This window comes from Rhodococcus sp. PML026 (genome assembly GCF_000963615.1).
In the GTDB taxonomy this organism is placed as follows: Bacteria; Actinomycetota; Actinomycetes; order Mycobacteriales; family Mycobacteriaceae; genus Rhodococcoides; species Rhodococcoides fascians.
Window position 1 is genome coordinate 449,880 of record NZ_KQ031373.1, and the last position, 23,606, is coordinate 473,485.

Consider the following 23,606-nt stretch of genomic DNA (forward strand, 5'->3'; position numbering starts at 1 on the left):
CTCAATGTGACATTCGGTGGACTTTTCGGGGGTCGATGTCACATCGAGTGGACTTCTGACGGAGCAGGCTCAACCGCGGCCGGTTTCGCCCTGCAACTTGTCGATCATTTCCGACGCCTGCGCCTTGTTCAGGTCGTCGGGAACTTCCTCCCCTGCTTCCTGAGCGAGGGTGCTCAGATAGCTCTTCTGCGGACCGGTCATCGGCTCGTCGCCGGTGACCCAGTCATCGGGATCCTTCTCGGGGTTCTGGTTGACCTGCTCGTTTTCGCTCATACGTTCGTAAATACGCCCTCGTGACGGTTTCCAAACGCGTCGACCCTGCGCATTTCGGTGCCGCCCTGCTCAGCGCGGCTGTCGGTCGCGCGAATGACTTCGTTGACAGTTCAAGGATCCGTCGAGCAAGCTCCATCGCACCCCCTCGAATTGGAGCAACATGAAGACGAAGAATCTGCTGGTCAGAATCAGCATCGGAAGCGCGATCGCTGCGGCAGCCATGGTCACCACCCCCGCCCTCGCTTCGGCGGATCCGATCACCGATTTCCTGTGCGGTGCCGGCTCGGCTCAGTTCTGCATCCTTCCGCCGCCGCCTGCTTTCGCTCCCCCGCCCGCACCGCAGGGTGCACCCGCCCCACAGCCGCAGGGTGCGCCGGCTCCCGCACCTCGGCCCAACGGTGGGTTCCAGTACCAGAACTGCGACGCCGCCCGCGACGCCGGAGCTGCACCGGTCTATCGCGACGAGTACGGCTACGGCCCCCACCTCGACCGCGACAACGACGGCATCGGCTGCGAGTAGCGAGTTCGCACTTGTGTAGGTGAATCGCTGTCGATCGTCTGCACAAGTGCGATCTCGGCGGACGGATACGCTCGGCCGGTGAGACGACGCCAGCAACCGCCCCTGGCGAAGCGCTACGGCCTCGACCCCGCACGCGTCCGAATGCCCAAGGACGGGACATGGCCCACCGTCCGCGAGTTCCTGACGGCGACCGAGCAACGGATCTCGCCGGGACGCATCGACGAGATGCTCGCTGCGGGCGAGGTCGTCGACATGGGCGGGCCTGTATCCGCTGATGCGCCGTACGTCCCCGGCGAGGCTGTCTGGTTCCACCGCGACCTGCCGACGGAAACCGTTGTGCCATTCGACATCTCGATCGTGCACCGGGACGACGCCGTACTGGTGATCGACAAGCCGCATTTTCTGCCGACGATCCCGCGCGGCGGCCACATTCTGCAGACCGCGTTGGTGCGCCTGCGCCTCGAACTCGGCCTTCCACAACTGGTGCCTGCTCATCGACTCGATCGCGTCACCGCCGGCCTGGTGCTGTTCGTCGTTGATCCGGCACTTCGCGGGGCGTATCAGACGTTGTTTCAGGATCGAAAGGTCCGCAAGGAGTACGAGGCCATCGCGGCCTACGAACCGACCCTCGCTCTGCCTACCGAGGTACGCAGTCGAATCGTCTCTGACAAGGGCCAGTTCACTGCACGCGAAGTGACCGGAGAACCCAACGCGCACACCGTCGTCGAACTCGTGGACCACCGCGAGGGCATCGGACGGTACCGGCTGACACCGTCGACGGGACGAACCCACCAGCTACGTCTGCACATGAACTCGTTGGGCATCCCCATCCTGGGTGACGATCTCTACCCGACGGCAACCGGCCGAGCCGTCGACGATTTCACAGCTCCACTCCAATTACTCGCCAGTGCAATCGAATTCATCGACCCGATCTCGAAAGTTGTACGACGCTTCGAGACTCGGCGCAGCCTGGAGCGTTGGGTGCAGAACTGAAGTCCATGACTCTCGGCTCCGCTGCTACTCAGAATTCTGGTCGCGCTCGGACTTCACGAGTTCCTTCGTGCGCACCAAGCGCAGCGCCGTGACCAACACGACGCCGCCGATGATGTTGAACAGCACTGTGTAGCCGAACCATTCGATCCACTCGCGGTAGGTCACATCCGCTCCTGCGTGGATGGCCCCGAAGATCAGCAGGGAATCCAGGACCGAGTGAAACAACTGCAATCCGGCCAACAGAAAACCCGCCGCCATGGCGGCGATGATCCGCGCTACGTCGGATTCTGTTCCCTGCTGCATGCGGGTCAGCAGTGTCATCGTGCTGCCGCCGAGAACAGCGAGGCAGATCGACTGAAGATCCAAGGGTGCGTAGACGAAATGATGCGCCGACTCGGACAACACTTCGAGCCATTGCGGAAACGCGTGCGCGATCAACCACATCACGAACCAACCGCCGAGCAGATTCGCGAGCAGCGTCCCGACCCACAACTTCGCGAGCTGCGCAGGCGTGCCGTTGCGGGCCACAATCGCGGCGATCGGCATCAGGAAATCCTCGGTGAACAGCTCACCGTGTGCGAGATAGATGGCCACCAGGCCGATTCCGAACGCCAGGCCCGCCAGCAGGTGACTGCCGGTCTCGTCCAGCACCGCCAGGTACGCCATCACCCCCAGAGCGACCTCGAGTCCGCCGAAGAGTCCGGTGATCAGCACGGTGCGTACGGTGCGGTGCAAGCGCTCGCCACCTTCGGTGACGACAGCGTCGAAACTCTCCTCGAGCTCTTCTTCCAGAGGCCCCTCGTTGTCGCCGTCGTTGCGCCGCGCTTCTTCGCTCATTGGCAGGTAGTACCCACCTAACCGGTATTGATGCCACGCCGAGAATTCGCTGCTTCGCAAACGAACAAACCCGGTCCACCCTCGCGGGCGGACCGGGCTCGGTCAATCGACATATGGCGGAAGCGGAGGGATTTGAACCCCCGGACGCTTTTACACGTCTCTCGCTTTCAAGGCGAGTGCATTGGGCCGCTCTGCCACGCTTCCGTGTGCGATCTTAACGGCCGGGGCGGCACCGGCCCAATCGCCCCTCGTTGCCGGTCTGTCAGCGTCGGGGTCGGGTTGCCGATGCGTCCATTGCGGCGTCCACTTTCTGGAAGATGTCGCCCAGGACCTCCAGTTCGGCCGGGGTGAGGAGATCGACCAGATGTTGCCGGACGCTGCGGACGTGCGTGGGTGCTGCCTCCGTCAGTCGTCGTCGACCTTCCTCGGTGATGACGGCGAGGACGCCACGGCCGTCGTGCGCGCAGGTACTGCGGCGCACCATGTCCTGGACTTCCATCCGCCTGATCTGGTGGGTGAGGCGACTTCGGGAGGACAGAACCCCGTCGGCCAACTCGCTCATGCGGATGGAGCCGTCGTCCGCCTCGGACAGCATCACCAGGATGCGGTATTCGGCCATCGACAGGTCGTGTCTGTCCTGTAGATCCCTGTTCAATACCTCCATCAATCGTTGACCGCCGTCGACATAGGCACGCCAAGCTCTCATTTCCGCAGTGTCGAGCCACTGCGGGTCCCCCCCGGGACCAATGGCTAATTCGGCCGTCACGCGAGTCATCTTAGGCAGGAAATCTACTCACGAGTAGCTTGCCGTGGTTCGGGGCCCGATTCGCCGATGCGACCTAGGGTCGAGTTATGACAGATCCCTACATCGACCCTCCGTACGTTGCCGCCGCCGATCGCTACGAATCCATGTCGTATCGCCGAGTGGGATCGCGTGGGCCGGTACTGCCGGCTGTGTCGCTGGGCCTGTGGCACAACTTCGGCGACGACGTTCCACTGATGAAGCAGCGCGCGATTCTCCGTCGCGCCTTCGATCTGGGAATCAACCATTTCGACTTGGCGAACAACTACGGTCCGCCGTACGGAAGCGCCGAGAAGAACTTCGGCCGCATCTTCTCCGAGGACTTCGCCGGGTACCGCGACGAACTGATCATCTCCAGCAAAGCGGGATGGGACATGTGGCCCGGCCCATACGGCTTCGGTGGCTCCCGCAAGTACCTGCTGTCCTCACTCGACCAGTCGTTGACGCGTATGCGACTCGACCACGTCGACATCTTCTACAGCCACCGCCCCGACCACGACACCCCCATCGAAGAGACAGCCGGCGCGCTGATCAGCGCTGTCCAGCAGGGGAAGGCCCTGTACGCGGGCATCAGCTCGTACAAGCCCGAGGGCACGCAGAAGATGGCGGATCTGCTCGCCGACGCCGGTGTTCCGCTGCTGATCCATCAGCCCAGCTACTCGATGGTCAACCGGTGGATCGAACCCGAACTACTGGGCACACTCGACGCGATCGGCGCAGGCGTCATTGCATTCTCTCCCCTCGCCCAAGGCATGCTCACCGACAAGTACCTCGACGGCATTCCCGCGGATTCGCGAGCAGCACAAGGCAAGTCACTGAACCCGGACTGGCTCACCGACGACCACATCGGGCACCTTCGCGCACTGAACGACATCGCGTCGGCCCGCGGTCAGTCACTGGCTCAGCTCGCGCTGAGTTGGGCGCTGCGCGACCGGCGAGTGACGTCGGTACTGATCGGCGCATCGAGCGTCGAGCAGCTCGAGAACAACGTCGCGGCGCTGGACAATCTGGATTTCTCCGACGCCGAACTCGAACAGATCGACAGTCACGCCGGCGACTTCGGCATCAACCTCTGGGACCTGTAAAGCGCCTGCGACAGTGGTGGCGCATCATGGATGCATGCGTGCAATCACACTGAAAGAATTCGGCGATCCCGACGTCATGGAGTGGACCGAGGTTCCCGATCCACGACCGGCCCGCGGACAGGTGATCGTCGACGTCTCCGCCACCGCCGTCAACCGTGCCGATCTGATGCAGCGTCAGGGCAACTACCCGCCGCCCCCGGGTGCCAGCGAGATCCTCGGTCTCGAGTGCTCGGGAATCATTTCCGAGCTCGGTGACGGCGTCAGCGGTTGGAACGTCGGCGACAGGGTCTGCGCGCTTCTGGCAGGTGGCGGGTACGCCGAGCAGGTCGCCGTGCCTGCCACCCAGCTGTTCCCGATCCCTGCGGGCCTCGATCTCCATGTGGCAGCAGCACTTCCGGAGGTCGCGTCCACGGTGTGGTCCAACCTGGTGATGGATGCGCACATGCGTTCGGGCCAAGTACTGCTGATCCACGGCGGCGGCAGCGGAATCGGTACGCACGCAATCCAGGTCGCGAAACAGATGGGCGTCACCGTCGCCGTGACCGCCGGATCCAAGTACAAGCTGGACATGTGCGCGGACCTCGGCGCCGACATCCTCATCGACTACAAGAACCAAGACTTCGTCACCGAAATCCGTTCACAGACAAACGATCACGGAGCCGACCTGATCCTGGACAACATGGGCGCTAAATACCTCGACCGAAACCTCGACGCGCTCGCCATGGACGGCACCGTCGTCACCATCGGAATGCAGGGCGGCGTGAAGGGTGAGCTGAACTTCGGCAAGCTCATCGCCAAGCGCGGCTCGGTACACGCGGCCGGATTGCGTGGACGCCCCGAGACCGGACCGTCGAGCAAAGCCGACATCGTCGCCGACATGACCGCACACCTGTGGCCGATGATCTCCGAGGGCCGGGTCACCGCCGTCGTGCATGCCGAAATCCCGATAACCGAAGCAGCACAAGGGCATCGAATGCTCGATGACGCCGAGACGATCGGGAAGGTCATCCTGCGCGTGCAGTGATGTGCGTCCAAGGGTCGTGAGTGGAACTTCGTAGTGGGCTACGAAGTTCCGTGCACGTGCGGCGCAGCCGCTCTCACAGGGCGAGCGCAGCGAGAGCTTTCACGAGCTGATCGATCTCGTACCGGGTGGTGTAGGGAGCGAGTCCGATGGTGACGGCACCACCTTCGTCGTTGACGCCCAGGGCGTCGAGCAGACGACTGCCACCGTGGACCCCGCTGACGCTGCCGATGCGAGCCTGCGCGAGTTGCTCGGACACCTTCACCGCGGGCATACCGTCGACGGTGAAGCTGACGGTCGGGATACGCGTGGGCGCAGTGCCGAGCACCATGACGTGATCGAGGGTGGCGAGCGCAGCCATCAGATGCTCGAAGAGTCGATCCTGATAGTGCTGCAGCGACCCGATGGACAGCTCCAGCCGCTCACGTCGGGTCCCCGTCGCTGCGTCGTCGAGGTTGGCCAGGTAGTCGATGGACGACACGACACCGGCCAGCAGCGCGTACTGGTGACCACTGACCTCGAGCCGTTCCGGCCCCTTCGCCGACGGGTTCAGCGACATCGACGGCAACTGGTCGAGCAGAGTCGGATCGCGGAAGATCAGCGCACCCACCGACGGCCCACCCCACGCGGCCGCGTCGATCGCGACGACGTCGGCTCCGAGTTCCTTGATGTCGACGTGTGCGTAGGGGGCTGCTCCGGCGGCATCGACGACGATGAGTCCACCGACCTCGTGGACCAGATCCGCCGCGACGCGAACGTCGGGAGCGCTACCCACGATCGGCGACGCCGCGGTGACCGCGACGAGCCGGGTGGTGGAGGTGATGAGTTCCTCGAACTGCCACGTGGGCAGCTCGCACGTATCGATCTCGACCTCGGCCCAGCGCACGTGTGCGCCGGTTCGGCTGGCGACCCGCAGCCACGGCGCAACGTTGGCTTCCTCGTCCAGACGTGAGAGCACCAAGCCGGTTCCCAGCCCGAGCCGGGAGCTCAGAGAATCGGCGAGCCACGACAGCAGCGTCGCCCGATCCGGTCCGATGACCACCCCGGACGGATAGGCACCGACCAGATCTGCGATTGCGACGCGGGCGGATTCGAGCAGAGCAGCACTCCGCTTGGCGGCGATGTTGCCGGCCGAATGATTGGACGCACTGTGCCGGAACGCCGTGGAGACGGCCGTCGACACGCGATCCGGAATCAGCATTCCCAGCTGAGGGTCCAAATGAATCCACCCGTCGCCGAGGGAGGGAATGGACCCTCTGACCCGTGCGACGTCGTACCCCATGCCGGACACTCTAAGCGCCGACCCGCCGAGGGTGTGTTTCACGTCCCGTTTCCCCAGGGAACGGCAGCCAACAACGCACGCTTCGATCCTCCTGACACCCCGGTTGCGAACGACCGAACCAGGATAATCGCCCCTGTCGATCGCGCAACGGCAGGCGACGCGTAAAGATGGATGCATGACGCAATCCGAGTCGAACAATGCACCCGGCGATCACGTCGTCGTGATCGGCCCCAACGGAGAGCCACTCGCACTGAGCCGTGAGGAAGCCACCGCTGCTGCAGCCCGCGCTTCCGGCTCGGCGGCAAACGAGGAGTCGTCCGACGGATCGGACCTCTCGGAGATGGTGGAACAGCCCGCCAAGGTGATGCGCATCGGCACGATGATCAAGCAACTGCTCGAAGAAGTGCGCGCGGCACCTCTCGACGACGCCAGCCGCAATCGGCTCAAGGAAATCCACAAATCGTCCATCCAGGAGCTCGAGCAGGGCTTGGCCCCGGAGCTGCGCGACGAGCTCGAGCGTCTGGTGCTGCCGTTCGGCGACGACGTCGTGCCCACCGACGCCGAACTGCGGATCGCGCAGGCTCAGCTCGTCGGCTGGCTCGAAGGACTGTTCCACGGCATCCAGACGGCACTGTTCGCTCAGCAGATGGCCGCACGGGCCCAGCTCGAGCAGATGCGTCAGGGCGCATTGCCGCCCGGTGTCATGCCCACACCGGGCGGCGGCCACGGCAGCGGTACCGGCCAGTACCTGTAACACCACACACACGCTTGCAAAATGAGCTGCATGGTCGATTACAGGTAGTGTCGACCGTCGTGTCGGCACCAGCGAAGGATCCCGAGAGCGAGGCAGGAGAACAGATGCCTGCTCCGGTTTCGGACTCACAGACTTATCGGCGCGCGTTCGGCGATCTGCGGACCGGTTTCAACCAGCGTGAGCTGTGGCTGCATCTCGGCTGGCAGGACATCAAGCAGCGATATCGACGGTCGGTGATCGGCCCGTTCTGGATCACCATCGCCACCGGCGTGCAGGCCATCGCCATGGGCCTGCTGTATTCGGTGCTTCTCGACATCGATCTGCGCGAGTTCCTGCCGCACGTCACGGTCGGCCTGATCATCTGGAACCTCATCAGTGCCGCGATTCTCGAGGGCGGAGACGTCTTCGTCGCCAACGAGGGTCTGATCAAGCAGCTGCCCAGTGCGCTCAGCGTGCACGTGTATCGCCTGGTGTGGCGTCAGCTCCTGCTGCTCGGCCACAACCTGCTGATCTACGTGATCATCATCGCGATCTTCTGGCCGCCCGGCGGACTGCACTGGACCGTGATCTTCGCGATCCCGGCGCTGGTCCTGATTCTGCTCAACGCGGTGTGGGTGTCGATCCTCTTTGGCATCATCGCCACCCGCTACCGCGACATCGCCCCGATCCTCGGCAGCTTCGTCACGCTGATGTTCTTCATGACGCCGATCGTGTGGACCACCTCGGGACTCGTGCAGATGGGCGGCGAGGCCGCGAAACGCGCCAAGCTCGTCGAGATCAACCCGCTCTTCCACTACCTGGACATCATCCGGGCCCCTCTGATCGGCGAGGACCAGCAGGCGTATCACTGGTACATCGTGCTCGGGTTCACCGTCGTCGGGTGGGCGCTGGCCATCGTCGCTCTCAAGAAGTACCGGGCCCGCGTGCCCTACTGGGTTTAGGGGTCAGCAGTTGTCCATCAGCATCAGTACTCATGACGCATGCGTCGACTTCCCGATCTTCGACGCCAAGACGCGGTCCTTGAAGAAGGCGTTCCTCGGCAAAGCCGGCGGTGCCATCGACCGGAACTCCTCCGACGTCGTCGTCGTCGAAGCCCTCAAGAACATCACGATGAACCTGAAGGACGGCGATCGCGTCGGCCTGGTGGGACACAACGGCGCCGGCAAGTCGACGCTGCTGCGGCTGCTCTCGGGCATCTACGAGCCAACGCGAGGCAGCGCCACCATCCGCGGCCGCGTCGCGCCGGTGTTCGATCTGGGCGTCGGAATGGACCCGGAGATCTCCGGTTACGAGAACATCATCATTCGTGGGCTGTTCCTCGGCCAGACGCGCAAGCAGATGCTCGCGAAGATGGACGAGATCGCCGACTTCACCGAACTCGGCGACTACCTCGACATGCCGCTGCGCACCTACTCCACAGGTATGCGGGTGCGCGTCGCGATGGGCGTCGTCACCAGCATCGACCCGGAGATCCTGCTGCTCGACGAGGGCATCGGTGCCGTCGACGCGGAGTTCATGAAGAAGGCCCGGCACCGACTGCAGCAGTTGGTGAAGCGCTCGGGAATCCTGGTGTTCGCCAGCCACTCCAACGAATTCCTGGCTCAGCTGTGCGACACCGCGATGTGGATCGATCACGGCCAGATTCGCCAGCAGGGCGGCATCGAGGACGTGGTGCGGGCATACGACGGCGACGACGCCGGGGACCACGTCGCGCAGATCTTGAAAGAGATCGAGCGGGAAGATACAGCCGGTGCCTGACAAGATCGTCGGGGTCATCGTCACGCACAAGCGTCGGGAGTTGTTGGCTCTGTCGTTGGACGTCATCGGTGCCCAGACGCGTCCGCTCGATCATCTGGTCGTCGTCGACAATGCGAACGAGCCGGCCGTCCGTGAATTGGTGGACTCGACGGCCCTGCCGACGACGTACCTCGGCTCGCAGCACAACCTGGGTGGCGCAGGCGGATTCGCGCTCGGCATTCTGTACGCCCTCTCGCTCGGTGCAGACTGGGTGTTTCTCGCCGACGACGACGGCCGCCCCGAGGGCCCGAAGGTGCTCGAGACCCTCTACGACTGTGCGCTCGCGCACGGACTGGACGAGGTCTCCCCCGTCGTCTGTGACATCGAGGATCCGGATCGCTTGGCGTTTCCGCTGCGACGCGGCGTCGAGTGGCGTCGTCTTCGCTCGGAGTTGATCGACCCGGAGAATCCGGACGACGATCTGCTCGAAGGCATCGCGTCGTTGTTCAACGGTGCCCTGTTCAAGGCGTCGACGATCGATGCGGTGGGCGTGCCCGATCTGCGGCTGTTCGTGCGCGGCGACGAGGTGGAGGTACACCGCCGATTGCAGCGCTCGGGCCTGAAGTTCGGAACGTGTCTCACGGCCGCGTACGTCCACCCCAACGGGGCCGAGGAGTTCAAGCCGATCCTCGGTGGGCGGATGCACACGCAGTACCCGGAGGATGCGACCAAGCGGTACTTCACCTACCGCAACCGCGGTTACTTGATGTCGCAGCCAGGCATGCGAAAGCTGTTGCCGCAGGAGTGGATTCGCTTCACCTGGTTCTTCCTGATCACCACCAGGAATCCTCGCGGTCTGGCGGAGTGGTTCCGGTTGCGCGGACTCGGCCGTCGAGAGCACTTTCGTAAGCCCTGACGTGTTTGCGAACGCGTCCCCACCGGCTACCGTGTGCCCATGACGGAACCTCGGAAGCTCGCGGATCGCATCAAGTCGTCGGCTCGAGAAAAACTTCAACGAGCAATCGGTGAGGTTCTGGCGCAGCAGACCGCGCAGCTGGCCGAGCAGACCAGCGATCAGCAAGCGAAATTGCTCGACGTCCTCGAACGTCAACGACGTGAGATCGACGATTTGCACGCCTTCATTCGCGGTCTCGAAATGCGGATGCGTCGCGACATTCCGTACGCTTCCGACGTCGAAGCCGCCGCCCAGAGCGCAGAGTTCGCCGAAGAGATGATGCCGGAGGCCCCGACCTTCCTGCGGCCGCACGCCACGCTGCGATTCGCACTCGGTGAGGTCTCCATCCGCGGCATGGCGCTCGAGTTCGGAGTGGCCAGCGGGACGACGCTCGAGATCATCGCCGAGGAATTGGCGTCGCGTCAGGACATCACCGTCGTCGCCGGATTCGACGTGTTCTCCGGCCTACCCGAGACCTGGCGTACGGGCTTTCCGAAGGGACTCTTCGAGCAGGACACGATCCCCGAAGTGCCCGGCGCACAGATCGTCCCGGGGCTGTTCGAGGATTCGCTGCCGGGATTCCTGAAGGGCCACCACGAGAAATTGGCCTTCCTGCACCTCGACGCCGACCTGTACTCGTCGACGGTCACCGTGCTGGACCTCGTGGCCGATCGACTCGCAGTGGGCACCGTCATCGTGTTCGACGAGTACTTCAACTTCCCCGGCTGGCGCAACCACGAGTACCGGGCGTGGACGGAATTCGTCGCACGCACCGGCACCGAATTCGACTACCTCGGGTACACCGCCGACAACGAACAGGTCGTCGTACGGATTCGCACGGCACCCAAGGTCCGCGGGAAGAACAACTAGCGCGCGACGAGCTACCGCACCAGCCGCACAACCTGGGTGACGTGCACCGTGTGCTGTTCCACGACGCGGAATCCGGCACTGTGAAGTTCGGAGTAGTCGGCCGAGCTCTCGAAATTCGACGGCGGCAACACCCAGGTGTCGTTCGACGTCAAACGCACAGTTTCGGGGTCACTTCGGTCTCGGTCGGTGAAATACCAGATCACCTGGCATCCGGCGAATTCCGGCGCGAGTTCGGACAGTGGGCGCTCGTCGTCCCACAGTTGACCCCAGTCTGCGGCGTCCTTCGCGAGGCCGATGCTGCGTGTTCCGTTGAACGAGGACGGATCGATATCCTCGATCAGGCGCTGGGAGGACGGGTTCCAGGCGGCGCGGCCGAAGAGAACACAGTCTCCCGGAACAACATTGGCAGAAGCGAACTCGTTGGCTGCACTGAAGTCCATCTGCAACGGCTTGGCCCATGACGATCTCTGTTGCAGATATGCAGGCAACGCGGCCGATGCCAAGGCTCCCACGAGCAGCACCGACAGCCATCGCGGCCGACTCAGACGATCGAGGGCGACTCCGAGCAACAGGGCCACAGCCGGCGTGGTGAAGGTGAAGTACCGGTCGAGATAGATCGGCGACCGAACGATCGAGTAGACAACCATCACAGCCATCGGTACGACAATCCATGGGAGCGCGACTGGCAACGGCCCGCTGCGCCAGTCAGCAGAGTCCGATTTTTTCGTGACCGAAACATACAGTGCAGCAACGAGAATGACACCCACGAGTATGCCGAACAGAGGTGCACCGAGGAACCACTGATATTCCAGCACAACCCGGGGAAAGTTGCCGTCGATGGGGGGTATCCATCCGACCTGCTTCGCCTGCCGGAACACGACCTTCAAGAAGACGGCGGTGACCGCCAGCGTCGTCCCCACAGCGGCGGACCATGGCAAGAACGACGCGCGAAGTCGACGGCGCGCCAGCATGATCAGCAGATGCACTCCGACGAGGGTCGCCAGGTAGACGAACAGCACTATCGATACGGTAAGCATCGCGCAGTAGAGAACCCACCACCATCGCGAACGACTGTGCAGCGCAACGACGAACACCACCGTCAACCACACTGCGACAGCCGCGGTCGCGGCGTAACTGCGCGCTTCGACCGCAGCCCACAACACTCTCGGCAGTAGTGCGAACGCAACGCCGGAGAGCAGAGCGACCCGAACTGTGGATAGCCGCTGGGCCAGCACCACCACCCCTGCTGCCGCGACTCCCACCGCCAACGCACTCGGCAGGCGCATCGAGAGCTCTGAAAAACCGAATACACTGCCCCACAGATGCATTGCGACGTAATAAGCACCATGGACTACGTCGGTACTCCGCAACAGGTCGAGCAACTCGGGAAACGGGCGACGGCTCGAATACACCGTCGCGGCCTCGTCGTACCAGAAGGACGGAACCCACGCAGCGGTGACGCCGATGGCAAATGCCACGACCCCGACGATGGGCGCAAATACCGCGGGGGTGCGAGCGCCCCTTGACGTCATACGTCTGTCGAGTACAAGCGAGCCCAATTTTCTCTGCTGGTCAGCTGTGGCACTGCGGCGCGATACGACGCTGCCACGGCGGGTGTCTCGGTACGCAGTCGCTTCAGTACCGCCACACCGCGCCTGAGCAGCTCGACGGCATGCGCCTTGTTGCGCTTGCGAACTCGGACGCCCTCCTGCGAGCGGTCGGTGACGATCGCGTGGGAGAACAGCGAGACGTGCCACCAGTGCGCATCGTCGGCGGAGATGGCAACGGGGCCCGGATCCACCGTGCCGCGCCACTGGTTGAGCACGCGTTTGGCGAGCACGGCAAATTCGAGTTTAGAGTTGGGCGTCGGGCCCGCCGGGGTGATGAACATATCGGCCGGACGCACCCCCGGTACGTCGTTGGCGTTGTGCCGCTTGGTTTCTCCGTACGCTGCACGCTCACGCCGAATAGAACCGGCCGCGTCCATGCCGCCGTCGAGCAGATGTTCCGGACCGGCCAGGAAGTCCTCGACGGACTTGATCAGCGTGTACGCCATGCCGTACTGCATCGACACCAGGTAGCGAAGCAGGTCGGTGAACAGCTGCTTGGCGAGCGTCCTACCGTCGAGTTCGATGTGCAGGGCGGCGGTGATCATGCCGTTGCGCAGGTTGAAGTAGCGGTGCCACTCGTCCCAGTCCTTCCACGCGAAGTCGGCGTGCCACACCGCTGCGCCCGGCAGCGTGACGGTGGCGAATCCGTTTGCGCGCGAACGGTATCCGTACTCGATGTCGTCCCACTGGAAGAACAGCGGCAACGGGTAGCCGACCTGCCCGACGATCTCCGACGGGATGAGGCACGACCACCAGCCGTTGTATCCGGCGTCGACGCGGACGTCCTGCTGACGCTTGCGCTTGAATGCGCTCTTGTCCGATACCGCGTTCTTGACGTGGACTCCGGCCTCGAGCTTCTGCAGGTTGGCCACCTCGGCACCGACGTGCACGCGGTCGGGGTGCAGCAGGTACAGCATCTGGGCACCGATGATCGCCGGCTCGACGGTCATGTTCGCGAACGAATTCATGCGCACGATTGCCTCGGGCTCGCACAGCACGTCGTCGTCCATGAAGATCACGTTGGCCGGATCGCCGCCCTTGCCCTGCACCTCGTAGAGCCCGCGAGTGAATCCGCCCGCGCCGCCGAGGTTGGGCTGCGTGATGTAGACGAGCTTGTCGCCCAGTTCGGCCGCGACGCGCTGGAACTTCTCGCGCGTCTGCACCTGATCGGTGCCCTGATCGACGACGTAGACGTTGTCGACACCGAGCAGAGCGATGGGATCGTCGGCCATGGCAGCGACGGTGTTGGCGCAGTCGTCGGCGCGATTGAACGTGCAGATCACCACCGAGGTGGGACGCAGCTTCTCCGGTGCGGCGACGGTCCATTCCGCGTCCTGCACCGACAACTCGCTGGACGTCGTGGTGAAGCGTACGAACAGAGCGCCGCCGTCGAGGAACTGCGTCGTCGCAACGGGGACCGACAATCGCGTCGACGCGTTCGCGGAATCGACGGTGGTGCTGGCCATCGTGCGCTGGTGGCCCTTGTAGTCGGTGGCCACCAGATCCACGCGGCCCGCGCCTGCAACGGTGGCCTGGAAGACCACCTCGGTCACCGTCGTCCACCGCTGCCAGTAGCTGGCCGGGAACCGTCCGAAGTAGCTGTTGGTATGTACGACGCTGCGCTTGGCGATCCGGACACCGGTGCGGGTGCGCTCGGCGTTGCCCTTGCGGACCTCGCTGTACATGTCTGCGCTGACCAGGGGCGACGGGCCGTCGAACAGGAGCCTCTGAACTGTCAGTTCGGCCGTGTCGTCACCGCCGGCGGCAGCCGGCACGTCCGAGGAACCGAGACGATCGAGAGCAGTGCCGTCCATACCGAGAAATACCCCATCCAGTTCGAGTAGTGACAGTTCGAGCGATCACAGGTGTGGCCGTACCGAGAAGAAGACCACTGACCATGGTTGCACAGCCCACGGCCGATCCGTCCGACGCTCGCCGCACTGCTCGCCACCTACTCCCCTTCCCGCCCCCTCTCCATCAGCACGCGAGCGGCGTCGGCCGGGTGCGTGTACGGCCACCAGTGACCCGCCTCGACGTGAACGACGCGCAGGTCGGGGATCCACCGATCGAGACCGTCGGTGAGGTTCGTCGACAGCATCGGGTCGTGTGTCGGGACCACCACGGTGGTCGGGACGACGCAGCGCGGATCGGGTCCACGGAACACCCGCCGCAGCACGTTGGCCCGGTACAGCGCGATGCCGCGCTGCTGGTCGGCCGCCGTCGGGGTCGGCTCGCCCTCGGCCTGCAGTCGGGCCAGCAGAGCCGGTATTCGCGTTCGCAGGACGGGCACGTGAAACCCGAAGACGTACCAGGACCTGGCCAACTGGCCCACCAGTGACGGCCACCGATGCGGCCGGACCGACCGCGCCCGCGCCACCTGCCGCAGATGATCCAGACTCGGGCCCGACACCGACGTGTACGACGCGAATGCGGTGCTCGCCCGAGGCGAGGCCATCGCCTCCCACATCTGGACCGACCCCCAGTCGTGGGCGAAGACGTGGACCTTGCCGGTGAGGCCCGGAATCGACTCGACCACCGCGAAGGCGTCCCGCGCCAGCTGCTCGATGGCGACGTCTGCCGCGGGCTCCAGCACGGACGCTCCGCTGCCTCGTGTGTCGTAGGCGATCACCCGGACCGCGTCACCCAGCGCGGTGATCAGCGGGCCGAACACGTGACGGTTGTCGGGATAGCCGTGCACCAGCAGCACTGTGGACTCAGCCGACGGGTCCCCGTATTCGAAGACGGGAAGCTCAGCACCGGCGATGCGTACCGTCCAGTGAGTCATCCCGCGTCGGTCAGGGCGTGCAGTGCGCCACCGCGCAGCAGGTGAGCAATCATCCTCAGCCGCATGGCTTCCTGCTCGGGCTGCGGATGGACCACGGCTGCCAACGCCTCGCCGTCGAGCAGGTGGACGACGCTGAAGACCACCGTTTCCAGATGCTGCGGATCGATCACGCCGGCAACGGGAAGCGCACGAGCAAGTTCGGCGATCTGCTCGTGATATCGAACGGTGAACGGCTGCAGTCTCTCTCGCAGCTCGTCGTCGCTGCGGGCGGCGGTCAACAGCTCGTACCAGGCCCCGTTGATCGGGGCGCGGCACGCTGCTCTGAGCAGTTCGAGACAGTGCTCGATGGACGCGCTCCCGAAACCGGACAGGCCGCGGCGAAACTCCTCGAACTGACGTCGACGAACCTCGTCGGCTGCGGCGACGATCAGGTCGAGCCTGGTGTCGAAATGCCGAAACATGGCACCGGACGACACCCCGGCCCGGCTGACGATTTCACTGACACTGGTTGCGGCGTAGCCCTTCTCGCACAACGATGCAATAGTCGCGTCGAGCAGTTTTCCGATGGTCTCGGTTCGGCGCTGGTGTTGACTCGCCACTCACACACGCTCCCGGCGTCGCGGGGCCGTGGGAGTGCCTGCCCGCAGGAAGCTACCGGCCCGCTCCGACACACCGAACCAGGGCGCAAAGGTGCCGCCGGAGAACACCACTCGGCCCGCGACCAGAGTGGCGGTGACTGCTCGGTCGTTGCGATTGACCATGCGACTCAGGCCACCGAATTCCGGCATGGTCTCCTCGCGATAGGCCAGGACATCCTCGTTCAGGCCCTCCGGGTCGATCACGACGATATCGGCACGGTCCCCCACCCGCAGGTGACCGGCGTCGACACCGTAGAAGTCGGCCAGTTCGCCGGTGAGCTTGTGCACTGCCTTCTCCACGGTCATGAACGGCCGGCGATCGTTTCGCGCGTCGTGCACACGGTGCAGCAACCGAATGCCGAAGTTGTAGAACGCCATGTTGCGCAGATGAGCGCCGGCATCGGAGAACCCCACGGTCACCCCGGGCTGATTGATCAGCTTGTCCATCTGCCGCTTGCGATGATTGGCAACCGTCGTGTGCCAGCGCAACTTTCGGCCGTGCTCGACCACCAGATCGAGGAATGCGTCCACCACGTGCACACCGCGCTCGGCCGCGACCTCCGCGATGTTCTTTCCGACGACCGAGGCGTCGGGGCATTCGGTGATCTCGGCGTCGGCGAAGTCGCGATGCCAGACGCGCGAGCTGAACTTCTTCTCGAAGTCGGCACGGAACCAGCGGCGGTAGGCCTCGTCGGACAGCAACTCGTTGCGGCCCAACTTTTCTCGCAGATGCAGTGCGGCGCGGCCGGAGCCGAACTCCTCGAACACCACGAGATCGATGCCGTCGGAATACACGTCGAACGTGGTGGGGAGGTGCTGCCAGCGGAACTGGCCCTTGCCCGGGCCGTTGACCATCCGGGCGAGCGGTCCGAAGACGCGATGGATCCACGGCGACGCCTTGGCATCGGCCGCCGCCAGCAGCGAGATCTTGAGCGGAGTGCGGCCGACCCCGGTGGCCGAGGCGAGGAAGAACAACATGTCGTACTTGGTGTTCAGGTTCGGGATGCTCTGCAACAACCGACCGCGTCGACGCAGAATCTTGTGCAGAGAACGGAATTCGCTCCACCGCGCGTACGAGGACGGCAACGAACGAGACCGGTATCGATCGCCGTCCAACTTGTCCCACGGGTTCGTCATGGTCGACATTCCGAGCAGCCCGGCATCGAGCGCCTTCTCGAGCGCGTCGGACATGGCATGCCATTCCTCGCGAGTGGGCTTCTGACTGCGATCGGTCGAGCGGTCGAGCCCCATGACGTGCGCACGGAGATCCGAATGACCCACCAATGCAGCGATATTGGGACCGAGAGGAAGGTGCTCGAGTGCCGCGATGTACTCCTCGGGACTCGTCCACGTCTTGTGCGCATCGACGGCCTTCAGCACATGATCGCGGGGCAGCGCCTCGACCCGACTGAACAGGTCCGCGATGTCGACCGGAGTGGAATAGAGCGTCGACAACGAACAGTTGCCCAGGAGAACCGTCGTGACCCCGTGCCGGACGGATTCTTCGAGACCCGGCCCGACCAACACCTCTGCGTCGTAATGGGTGTGTACGTCCACGAACCCCGGCGTGACCCACTTGCCGGTGGCATCGACCACCTCGGTCGTCGCGCTCGGCTCGAGGGGAGTGGACGACACGGCCCGCACGACGCCGTCGACGATGCCCACATCCGCCCGAACTCCAGGGCCGCCGGATCCGTCGTACACGGTTCCGCCGGCGATGACGACATCGAAAGGGATGTTCGGGTTCATGTGACCTCCGTCATAGAATGACGAAACAGTAACTTAGAGAGTGGTCACTCGCAATAGCCGCTTTCCTGCGGACATCTGCGTGATGCATGCGTCGGCGTTTCGGCTCGGGAGCAAGACGACAGCTACAGTCGGGTGTCTTTGCCCGAACTCACGGAGTTGACCCTTGCCCACCACGGATACCCAGATCGCGAGCAGCTCCCTGCCCGACAGCAGACGAGAGCGCCTCGTATGGGGAGCGGCAATTGCTGCCGTCGTCGTGCTGGGCTATCTCCTGGTGCTCAGCGTCGACCCTCGCTTCTTCTACATCGACGACACCGAATCCGGTGCCATCCCCAACTGGCTTCAACTCGGGCGCATCATGCGCGACGGTCACTTCCCGTCCCTCGTGCTCGATCAGTGGATGGCGGGCAACTATCCCGTCGAAGGCCAGGGCGGACTGTGGAACCCGGTGCAGATGGCGATCAACTACGTCTCGCCCTCGATCGACAACCTGGTACTGCTCGCGACGGTCGTCAAACTGGGCTTCTCGATCCTGCTGGCCTGGGGTGTGTACCGCGTCGCGCTCGTCTACGGGGCACGCGCGAACTGGGCCGCCGTCGCAGGCGCGAGCGCGCCGTTCGTCGGATTCACCCTGTTCTTCGAGAACACCTCGTGGGTGACGGCCCTCATCGGCACCGCGTACATCACCAACGCATGGGCGAGCTCGGTGAAGTACGCCCGCGGCCACAGCGGCCCCGTCGTGCCGTTCGTGTTCCTCTACCTGGCCATCAGCGTGGGATACGTCCACGCCGCGGTCATGGCCGGCGTCATGATCGGCTCGGTCGCCATCGGTGAACGGCTGTTCCAGCGCCTGTGGCGTCCGGCGCTGAAGGTGTGCAGCGTCGGCATCGCCGCGGCCGCCTGCGGGGCCGTCACCTTCCTGCCGGGAGTACTGACCTCCGCGGTCACCTGGCGCAGTGGTGACGAGGGGACGTTCAACGACAACTTCCTGACGGCACCGTGGTCGGAATCGTTGACCGCCAGCATCCCGACGGCCGTGACCAGTATCGAATCGTGGGCAGGCGAGACCACCGAAGCCCCGGTCACCTACATCGCCTGGTTCCTCGTCCCTGCGCTCGCGTTCATCGCGTGGCGTCGGGTGCCCGCGGCCTTGCGTGAGCTGGCCGCACCACTGATTCTGTTGGCGTTCGCGCTGGTCTTCACCGCGGGCCCCAGCGATATCGGCCCCATCCGCTGGCCCGCGCGCATCCTCCCCTTCGTCGCCATCGTCGCGTTGATCCTCGTCGTCACCCTGATCAGCCGATACGGAACTCTGGACAAGCTGCGGCCCCGACTGCTCGCCGCCGGCCTGCTGACGCTGGTGTTGCTGCTGCGTGCCGGCTCGTCGGGTCCGGAGTTCTTCGGCCGCCACATCGTTGCTGCGCTCGCGATCCTGCTGGTCGGCGCACTCGCCCTGCTGCTCGCCCACCGCTTCTCCACCCGGGCCACCGCCGCGCTGATCCTGGTCACGATCGCGCCGATCGCGATGTACCAGGTGGCCGGATACCAACCGCCGTTCGCCAAATGGTGGCTCCCCACCTCGCAGTCCGAGGCCAAGGCGCAGTTCCCGCAGTGGCAGGGCTCGACGCTGCAGCTCGGCAGTCGTGCGCTGACCGAGACCGAAGCCGACGGGCCCGACGACCCGCAACTGCCGTGGCACTCGCAGGTCTACGGCAACTCCGCCAAGGTGATGGGCCTGGATTACGTCAACGCCTACACCCCCGTCGGCTACCTCGATTTCGCAAACCTGCTGTGCTTCGAGCACGAGGGTTCGACCTGCACCGACGCCTTCGATCGGCTCTTCGAGATCGAGCCGTACACCGGCAAGACCTATGCCGATCTGATGCAGCTCGACCGCGTCGTACTGCAGAAACTGCAGTATCCGCTGGCCGAGAGGGAGGCCGCGCCCGCAGGCTGGCAGTGGGTCACCGCGCCCACCCCCGACTCCGCTCGGCAGGTCTACGTCCTCGAACGCGTCGATGGATTGATTCCTGACGCGTCGGGACGCGTCGTAGCGACGGTGAACGCCTCCGCCGAACCGATCTCGTCCGACGCGGACTCCGAGCACGTCACCGTCTCCGCGCCCGCCGGCGGCAGCGTCGTCTTCTCGCGGTTGGCCTGGCCCGGCTACACCGCCACTCTGAACGGTGAGCCGCTGCAGACGAAGGGCCTGGCCGATATCTTCCTGTACGTCGACCTGCCGCCCGGCACCGACGCAGCGGACCTGGAACTCACCTTCCGGCCGCCCGGTGAACGACTCGGACTCGCTGCCATGGCCGGTGGGGTGATGGTGCTGATCGGCCTGGTCGTACTCGATGTTCGACGACGTCGACGCCCCTCCGCGCCGGAGTTCGGCAGTACGACGTCCAGCAGATAGGGTCAGACCTCGTGACGTCCGACGCTGCTGCTCCGCACCGCATCTCCATCGTGGTTCCGGTCTACCAGGGCGAACGGACGCTCAGCGCGCTGATGGACGAGATCATCCCGTTGACGCAGGTCACCTACACGCCCCTCGGGCGGCCGATGATCGTCGAAGAAGTTCTCCTCGTGTTCGATCACGGACCCGACAACTCCGCAGCCGTGATCCGGCAGCTGACCGAGGCGCATACGTTCGTTCGTGGCGTGTGGCTCAGTCGTAATTTCGGCCAACACCCCGCCACCCTCGCCGGCATGGCTTCGAGCGGCGGCGAGTGGATCGTCACGATGGACGAGGACGGCCAGCATGACCCGGCCGCGATCGGCGGCATGCTCGATACCGCCCTCGACCGGCAATCCACCGTCGTCTACGCCAAGCCGACGAACGTCGCACCGCACGGACTCTGGCGCAACGCCGCCTCACGCGGAGCGAAGTGGCTCATCGCCAAGGCTCTGGCCGGAGACAACACCGTCGACTACCAGAGCTACCGCCTGGTCCTCGGCGAAGTCGGTCGATCCGTTGCCGCCTACGCCGGCTCCGAGGCATACCTCGACATCGCACTCGGGTGGATTGCAGGCGACGTCACGACGAGCCCGGTGGCCCTGCGAGAAGAAGTGGACCGTCGATCGGGATACCGGCTGCGGACGCTTCTGTCGCACTTCTGGCGAATGGTGCTCTCCAGCGGCACCAAAGGTCTGCGGCTGGTGTCCTTCATCGGCATCGCCTTCGCGCTACTGGGCCTCGTTCTCGTCGCCTACGTGCTGGTGTCGTACTTCGTCTTCGATTCCGGTGCCGAAGTGCGAGGCTGGGCATCGACGATGGTGATCCTGCTGTTCGGCTTCGGAGCCACCCTGTTCTCACTCGGAGTGGTGGCCGAGTACGTCGGCGTCAACGTCAAGACCGCCATGGGCAAGCCGCCCTACCTGATCGTGACCGACCCTGGAAACGGGCCGCTCGGACGCACCGAACCGTCGACCGATCCCGCACCGCCGGCGTGAACGCGACGCACACCTGGGTCGTCGGCAGCGGCGGACTGCTCGGCGCATCGGTGACGCGGGAAGCTCGACGACGCGGACATCACGTGCACACCAGTGCAATCCCGTGGTCCGACCGATCACTGGCCGAAGAAACTCTGCTGCAACGCTGTTCGGCCTTCTTCGACTCGTTTCGGACCGGCGCGTGGAACGTCGTCTGGGCCGCCGGAGCCGGCGTGAACGGCACCAGCGCAGCACAATTCGCCGAAGAGAACGATCTGATCCGGACCGTACTGGCCCGGGTCGAGTCCGTCGCTGCGGACCGCACGGACACCGGAACGGTGTTTCTCGCGTCGTCTGCCGGAGGCGTCTACGCCGGCGCACCGGGAGCCCCACACGACGAAGAAACACCGCCGATCCCGTTGGGTGACTACGGTTTCGCAAAACTGCAGTCCGAGTCGGTCGCGACCGAATTCGGCGTCCGCACCGGGGTCAACGTTGTCGTCGGCCGATTCGCCAACCTCTACGGCCCGGGACAGAATCTCGCGAAACCTCAAGGGTTGATCTCGCACCTGTGCCGCGGATACCTGATGGCCTCACCGGTGTCGATCTACGTCCCCATGGACACCCTGCGCGATTACCTCTACGTCAGCGACGCCGCCGAAATGGTGGCCGACGCCCTCGCCGTGTCCGCCGAACGACGTATCGCGCCGACCGTCAAGATCTTCGCCTCGGGTGAGGCCGTCACCATCGGTTCCATTCTCGGCGCCTGCCGAACGGTCTTTCGTCGACGCCCCAACGTAGTGCTGGCGGCCTCTCCCCTCGCGGCGTTCCAAGGACGCGACCTACGACTGCGGTCGACCGTCTGGCCGCAGATCGATCGACGCACCCACCGCACACTGCCTGCGGGTATCGCCTCGACCCTGTTCGCGACGCGTCAGGCACTGGCGGTGGGCCGATGACCGAACCGCAGACTCCCGCGCCTCCGGCCGGCATGAACGGTGCCCCGGGACCACTGATGCGCATCGTCAAGAATCAGAAGATCGCATTTCTGCTCGTCGGCGGCGTCAACACCGCACTGGGCACCGCATGGTTCATCGTGTGGCAGTTGCTGATCGGCGAGCGATACGGCTACCACGCCGCCATCGTGCTCGGGTATCTCTGCAACGTACTGTGCGCGTTCGCGATGTATCGCTACCTCGTGTTTCGCGTTCGCGGGCACTTCTTCAGAGATCTGCTCCGGTTCTTCGTGGTCAACTTCGGAGCGTTCCTCGCCAACATCTCACTGATGACCCTCGCCGTCTCGGTGTTCCACTTCCCGCCCATCCCTTCCCAATTGGTCGTCACAGCAGTGATGGCAGTCGTCAGCTTCTTCGGCTACCGCGACTTCTCGTTTCGCAGAAAGAGCCAGGACCCCACACCATGACACCCCGAGTTTCCGTCGTCGTCCCGGCGTACAACAACGCCGAATACCTGGCCGAGACCATCGATTCGATTCTCGCCCAGACGTTCACGGACTTCGAGCTGGTCATTGCCGACCACTCGTCGACCGACGGCACCCTGGCCGTTGCCCAGAAGTACGACGATCCACGCATTCGCCTCCTCACCACACCCGCGGGTGGCGGGGCACAGGCCAACTGGAATCGCGTCACCGAGGAAGCGTCGGGGGAGCTGATCAAACTCGTGTGCGGTGACGACACCATCCACCGCACCGCGCTCGCCGCCCAGGTACAGGCCTTCGACGCCCATCCGACCGCGGTACTCGTCGCCGCGCAGCGCACGTTGATCGACGCCAACAGCAAAACCGTCATCGCCGCGCGCGGACTCGGCGGACTACAGGGAAAGACGTCGGGTCGAGTGGCCGCGAGAACAGCAGTTCGGGCCGGAGCCAACATCTTCGGTGAACCCGGTGGCGTCATGATGAAGCTCTCGGAACTGCGCGCAGTCGGACTGTGGGACAACAGTCATCCGTACCTGATCGACCAAGCCACCTTCATCGCCGTAGCGCTGCGCGGCGACATCGTGGCCATTCCCCAGCCGCTGGCGTCGTTTCGCATCAACTCGGGACAGTGGAGCGTCGAGCTTGCCACCCAGCAGGCCCGTCAGGCCGCCGACTTCCACCGCTCCCTCCAGGCGAGCGACCCGACGTTGTTGTCCGACAGTGACGTTCGCATCGGCAACGCCAAGGCACTCATGACCTCGTTCATGCGGCGCGCCGTGTACCTGCTGCTGCGACATCGGATGTCGCGCAGCAGCTAGCGTTTCG

General features: G+C 64.5%; 23 protein-coding genes and 1 tRNA gene. 14 read left to right on the forward strand and 10 right to left on the reverse strand.

Annotated features, from left to right (window positions below; genetic code table 11):
• Positions 1–69: 69 nt before the first annotated feature.
• The gene (locus VF34_RS12735; RefSeq protein WP_027494766.1) at positions 70–273 is read right to left on the reverse strand and encodes a DUF3072 domain-containing protein; all 204 of its coding nucleotides are present in this window, start codon (positions 271–273) and stop codon (positions 70–72) included.
• A 160-nt stretch (positions 274–433) separates the two neighbouring features.
• Here VF34_RS12735 and VF34_RS12740 point away from each other — a divergent pair, with 160 nt between their 5' ends.
• Positions 434–793, forward strand: a complete 360-nt coding sequence (locus tag VF34_RS12740) for an excalibur calcium-binding domain-containing protein (protein WP_032374150.1) — start codon at positions 434–436, stop codon at positions 791–793.
• Positions 794–871: 78 nt separating this feature from the next.
• Positions 872–1,786 carry a pseudouridine synthase gene (locus VF34_RS12745; RefSeq protein WP_196251049.1) on the forward strand — a complete coding sequence of 305 codons (915 nt, stop codon included), beginning with the start codon at positions 872–874 and terminating at the stop codon, positions 1,784–1,786.
• 24 nt (positions 1,787–1,810) lie between these two features.
• Here VF34_RS12745 and VF34_RS12750 read toward each other — a convergent pair whose 3' ends face one another.
• From VF34_RS12750 to VF34_RS12760, 3 genes are all read right to left on the reverse strand, one after another.
• Entirely contained in the window at positions 1,811–2,623 is an 813-nt protein-coding gene (locus VF34_RS12750; RefSeq protein ID WP_032374152.1) for a formate/nitrite transporter family protein, read from the reverse strand.
• Positions 2,624–2,737: 114 nt separating this feature from the next.
• Positions 2,738–2,827, reverse strand: a tRNA-Ser gene (locus VF34_RS12755).
• A gap of 58 nt (positions 2,828–2,885) precedes the next feature.
• On the reverse strand, positions 2,886–3,398 hold the full coding sequence (locus VF34_RS12760; RefSeq protein ID WP_045841505.1) for a MarR family winged helix-turn-helix transcriptional regulator: 513 nt from the start codon (positions 3,396–3,398) through the stop codon (positions 2,886–2,888).
• 77 nt (positions 3,399–3,475) lie between these two features.
• On the opposite strand from VF34_RS12760, the gene mgrA reads away from it, so the two are divergent.
• A complete protein-coding gene (gene mgrA / locus VF34_RS12765) occupies positions 3,476–4,510 on the forward strand; it encodes an L-glyceraldehyde 3-phosphate reductase (RefSeq protein ID WP_032366524.1) in 1,035 nt (344 codons plus the stop codon).
• Between the two features lie 34 nt (positions 4,511–4,544).
• Positions 4,545–5,534, forward strand: coding sequence for an NAD(P)H-quinone oxidoreductase (locus tag VF34_RS12770; protein ID WP_032366525.1), 990 nt, complete (start codon positions 4,545–4,547; stop codon positions 5,532–5,534).
• Between the two features lie 73 nt (positions 5,535–5,607).
• On the opposite strand, the gene VF34_RS12775 is transcribed toward VF34_RS12770, so the two are convergent.
• Positions 5,608–6,813: a cysteine desulfurase-like protein gene (locus VF34_RS12775; RefSeq protein ID WP_032366782.1), complete on the reverse strand. Its 1,206-nt coding sequence runs from the start codon at positions 6,811–6,813 to the stop codon at positions 5,608–5,610.
• Positions 6,814–6,988: 175 nt separating this feature from the next.
• Between VF34_RS12775 and VF34_RS12780 the strand changes: the two genes are divergently transcribed.
• The 5 genes from VF34_RS12780 to VF34_RS12800 all read left to right on the forward strand — a co-directional run bounded on the left by VF34_RS12780 (position 6,989) and on the right by VF34_RS12800 (position 11,129).
• Positions 6,989–7,567 carry a bacterial proteasome activator family protein gene (locus VF34_RS12780; protein ID WP_027494774.1) on the forward strand — a complete coding sequence of 193 codons (579 nt, stop codon included), beginning with the start codon at positions 6,989–6,991 and terminating at the stop codon, positions 7,565–7,567.
• A 104-nt stretch (positions 7,568–7,671) separates the two neighbouring features.
• Entirely contained in the window at positions 7,672–8,508 is an 837-nt protein-coding gene (wzm, locus tag VF34_RS12785) for a galactan export ABC transporter permease subunit Wzm/RfbD (protein ID WP_167669101.1), read from the forward strand.
• A 10-nt stretch (positions 8,509–8,518) separates the two neighbouring features.
• The gene (gene wzt / locus VF34_RS12790) at positions 8,519–9,325 is read left to right on the forward strand and encodes a galactan export ABC transporter ATP-binding subunit Wzt/RfbE (protein ID WP_032374153.1); all 807 of its coding nucleotides are present in this window, start codon (positions 8,519–8,521) and stop codon (positions 9,323–9,325) included.
• Complete coding sequence (glfT1, locus tag VF34_RS12795; protein ID WP_032374154.1) at positions 9,318–10,220, forward strand: galactofuranosyltransferase GlfT1; 903 nt, start codon at positions 9,318–9,320, stop codon at positions 10,218–10,220. Before wzt ends, glfT1 begins: the two co-directional genes overlap by 8 nt.
• A 39-nt stretch (positions 10,221–10,259) precedes the next feature.
• Complete coding sequence (locus VF34_RS12800) at positions 10,260–11,129, forward strand: TylF/MycF/NovP-related O-methyltransferase (protein WP_032374155.1); 870 nt, start codon at positions 10,260–10,262, stop codon at positions 11,127–11,129.
• A gap of 11 nt (positions 11,130–11,140) precedes the next feature.
• Here VF34_RS12800 and VF34_RS12805 read toward each other — a convergent pair whose 3' ends face one another.
• The 5 genes from VF34_RS12805 to VF34_RS12825 form a co-directional block, all read right to left on the reverse strand.
• Positions 11,141–12,607, reverse strand: coding sequence for a glycosyltransferase family 39 protein (locus VF34_RS12805; protein ID WP_052718667.1), 1,467 nt, complete (start codon positions 12,605–12,607; stop codon positions 11,141–11,143).
• A gap of 50 nt (positions 12,608–12,657) precedes the next feature.
• Entirely contained in the window at positions 12,658–14,553 is a 1,896-nt protein-coding gene (locus VF34_RS12810; protein WP_032374157.1) for a glycosyltransferase, read from the reverse strand.
• Positions 14,554–14,690: 137 nt separating this feature from the next.
• Positions 14,691–15,524 (reverse strand): alpha/beta fold hydrolase, encoded by an 834-nt coding sequence (locus VF34_RS12815; protein WP_032374158.1) that lies wholly within the window; start codon positions 15,522–15,524, stop codon positions 14,691–14,693.
• Entirely contained in the window at positions 15,521–16,123 is a 603-nt protein-coding gene (locus tag VF34_RS12820) for a TetR/AcrR family transcriptional regulator (RefSeq protein WP_032374159.1), read from the reverse strand. Before VF34_RS12820 ends, VF34_RS12815 begins: the two co-directional genes overlap by 4 nt.
• A complete protein-coding gene (locus VF34_RS12825; protein ID WP_032374160.1) occupies positions 16,124–17,911 on the reverse strand; it encodes an N-acyl-D-amino-acid deacylase family protein in 1,788 nt (595 codons plus the stop codon). It abuts the gene before it with no gap.
• 163 nt (positions 17,912–18,074) lie between these two features.
• Here VF34_RS12825 and VF34_RS12830 point away from each other — a divergent pair, with 163 nt between their 5' ends.
• The 5 genes from VF34_RS12830 to VF34_RS12850 are packed head-to-tail and all read left to right on the forward strand — an operon-like array spanning position 18,075 to position 23,599.
• Positions 18,075–20,327: a hypothetical protein gene (locus VF34_RS12830; RefSeq protein WP_155289563.1), complete on the forward strand. Its 2,253-nt coding sequence runs from the start codon at positions 18,075–18,077 to the stop codon at positions 20,325–20,327.
• A 41-nt stretch (positions 20,328–20,368) separates the two neighbouring features.
• A complete protein-coding gene (locus tag VF34_RS12835) occupies positions 20,369–21,364 on the forward strand; it encodes a glycosyltransferase (RefSeq protein WP_032374278.1) in 996 nt (331 codons plus the stop codon).
• Positions 21,361–22,302 (forward strand): NAD-dependent epimerase/dehydratase family protein, encoded by a 942-nt coding sequence (locus VF34_RS12840; protein ID WP_032374161.1) that lies wholly within the window; start codon positions 21,361–21,363, stop codon positions 22,300–22,302. Before VF34_RS12835 ends, VF34_RS12840 begins: the two co-directional genes overlap by 4 nt.
• Positions 22,299–22,766, forward strand: a complete 468-nt coding sequence (locus VF34_RS12845; protein WP_032374162.1) for a GtrA family protein — start codon at positions 22,299–22,301, stop codon at positions 22,764–22,766. The genes VF34_RS12840 and VF34_RS12845 overlap by 4 nt, the downstream gene beginning before the upstream one ends.
• Positions 22,763–23,599, forward strand: coding sequence for a glycosyltransferase family 2 protein (locus VF34_RS12850; protein ID WP_032374163.1), 837 nt, complete (start codon positions 22,763–22,765; stop codon positions 23,597–23,599). The genes VF34_RS12845 and VF34_RS12850 overlap by 4 nt, the downstream gene beginning before the upstream one ends.
• Positions 23,600–23,606 lie beyond the last annotated feature (7 nt).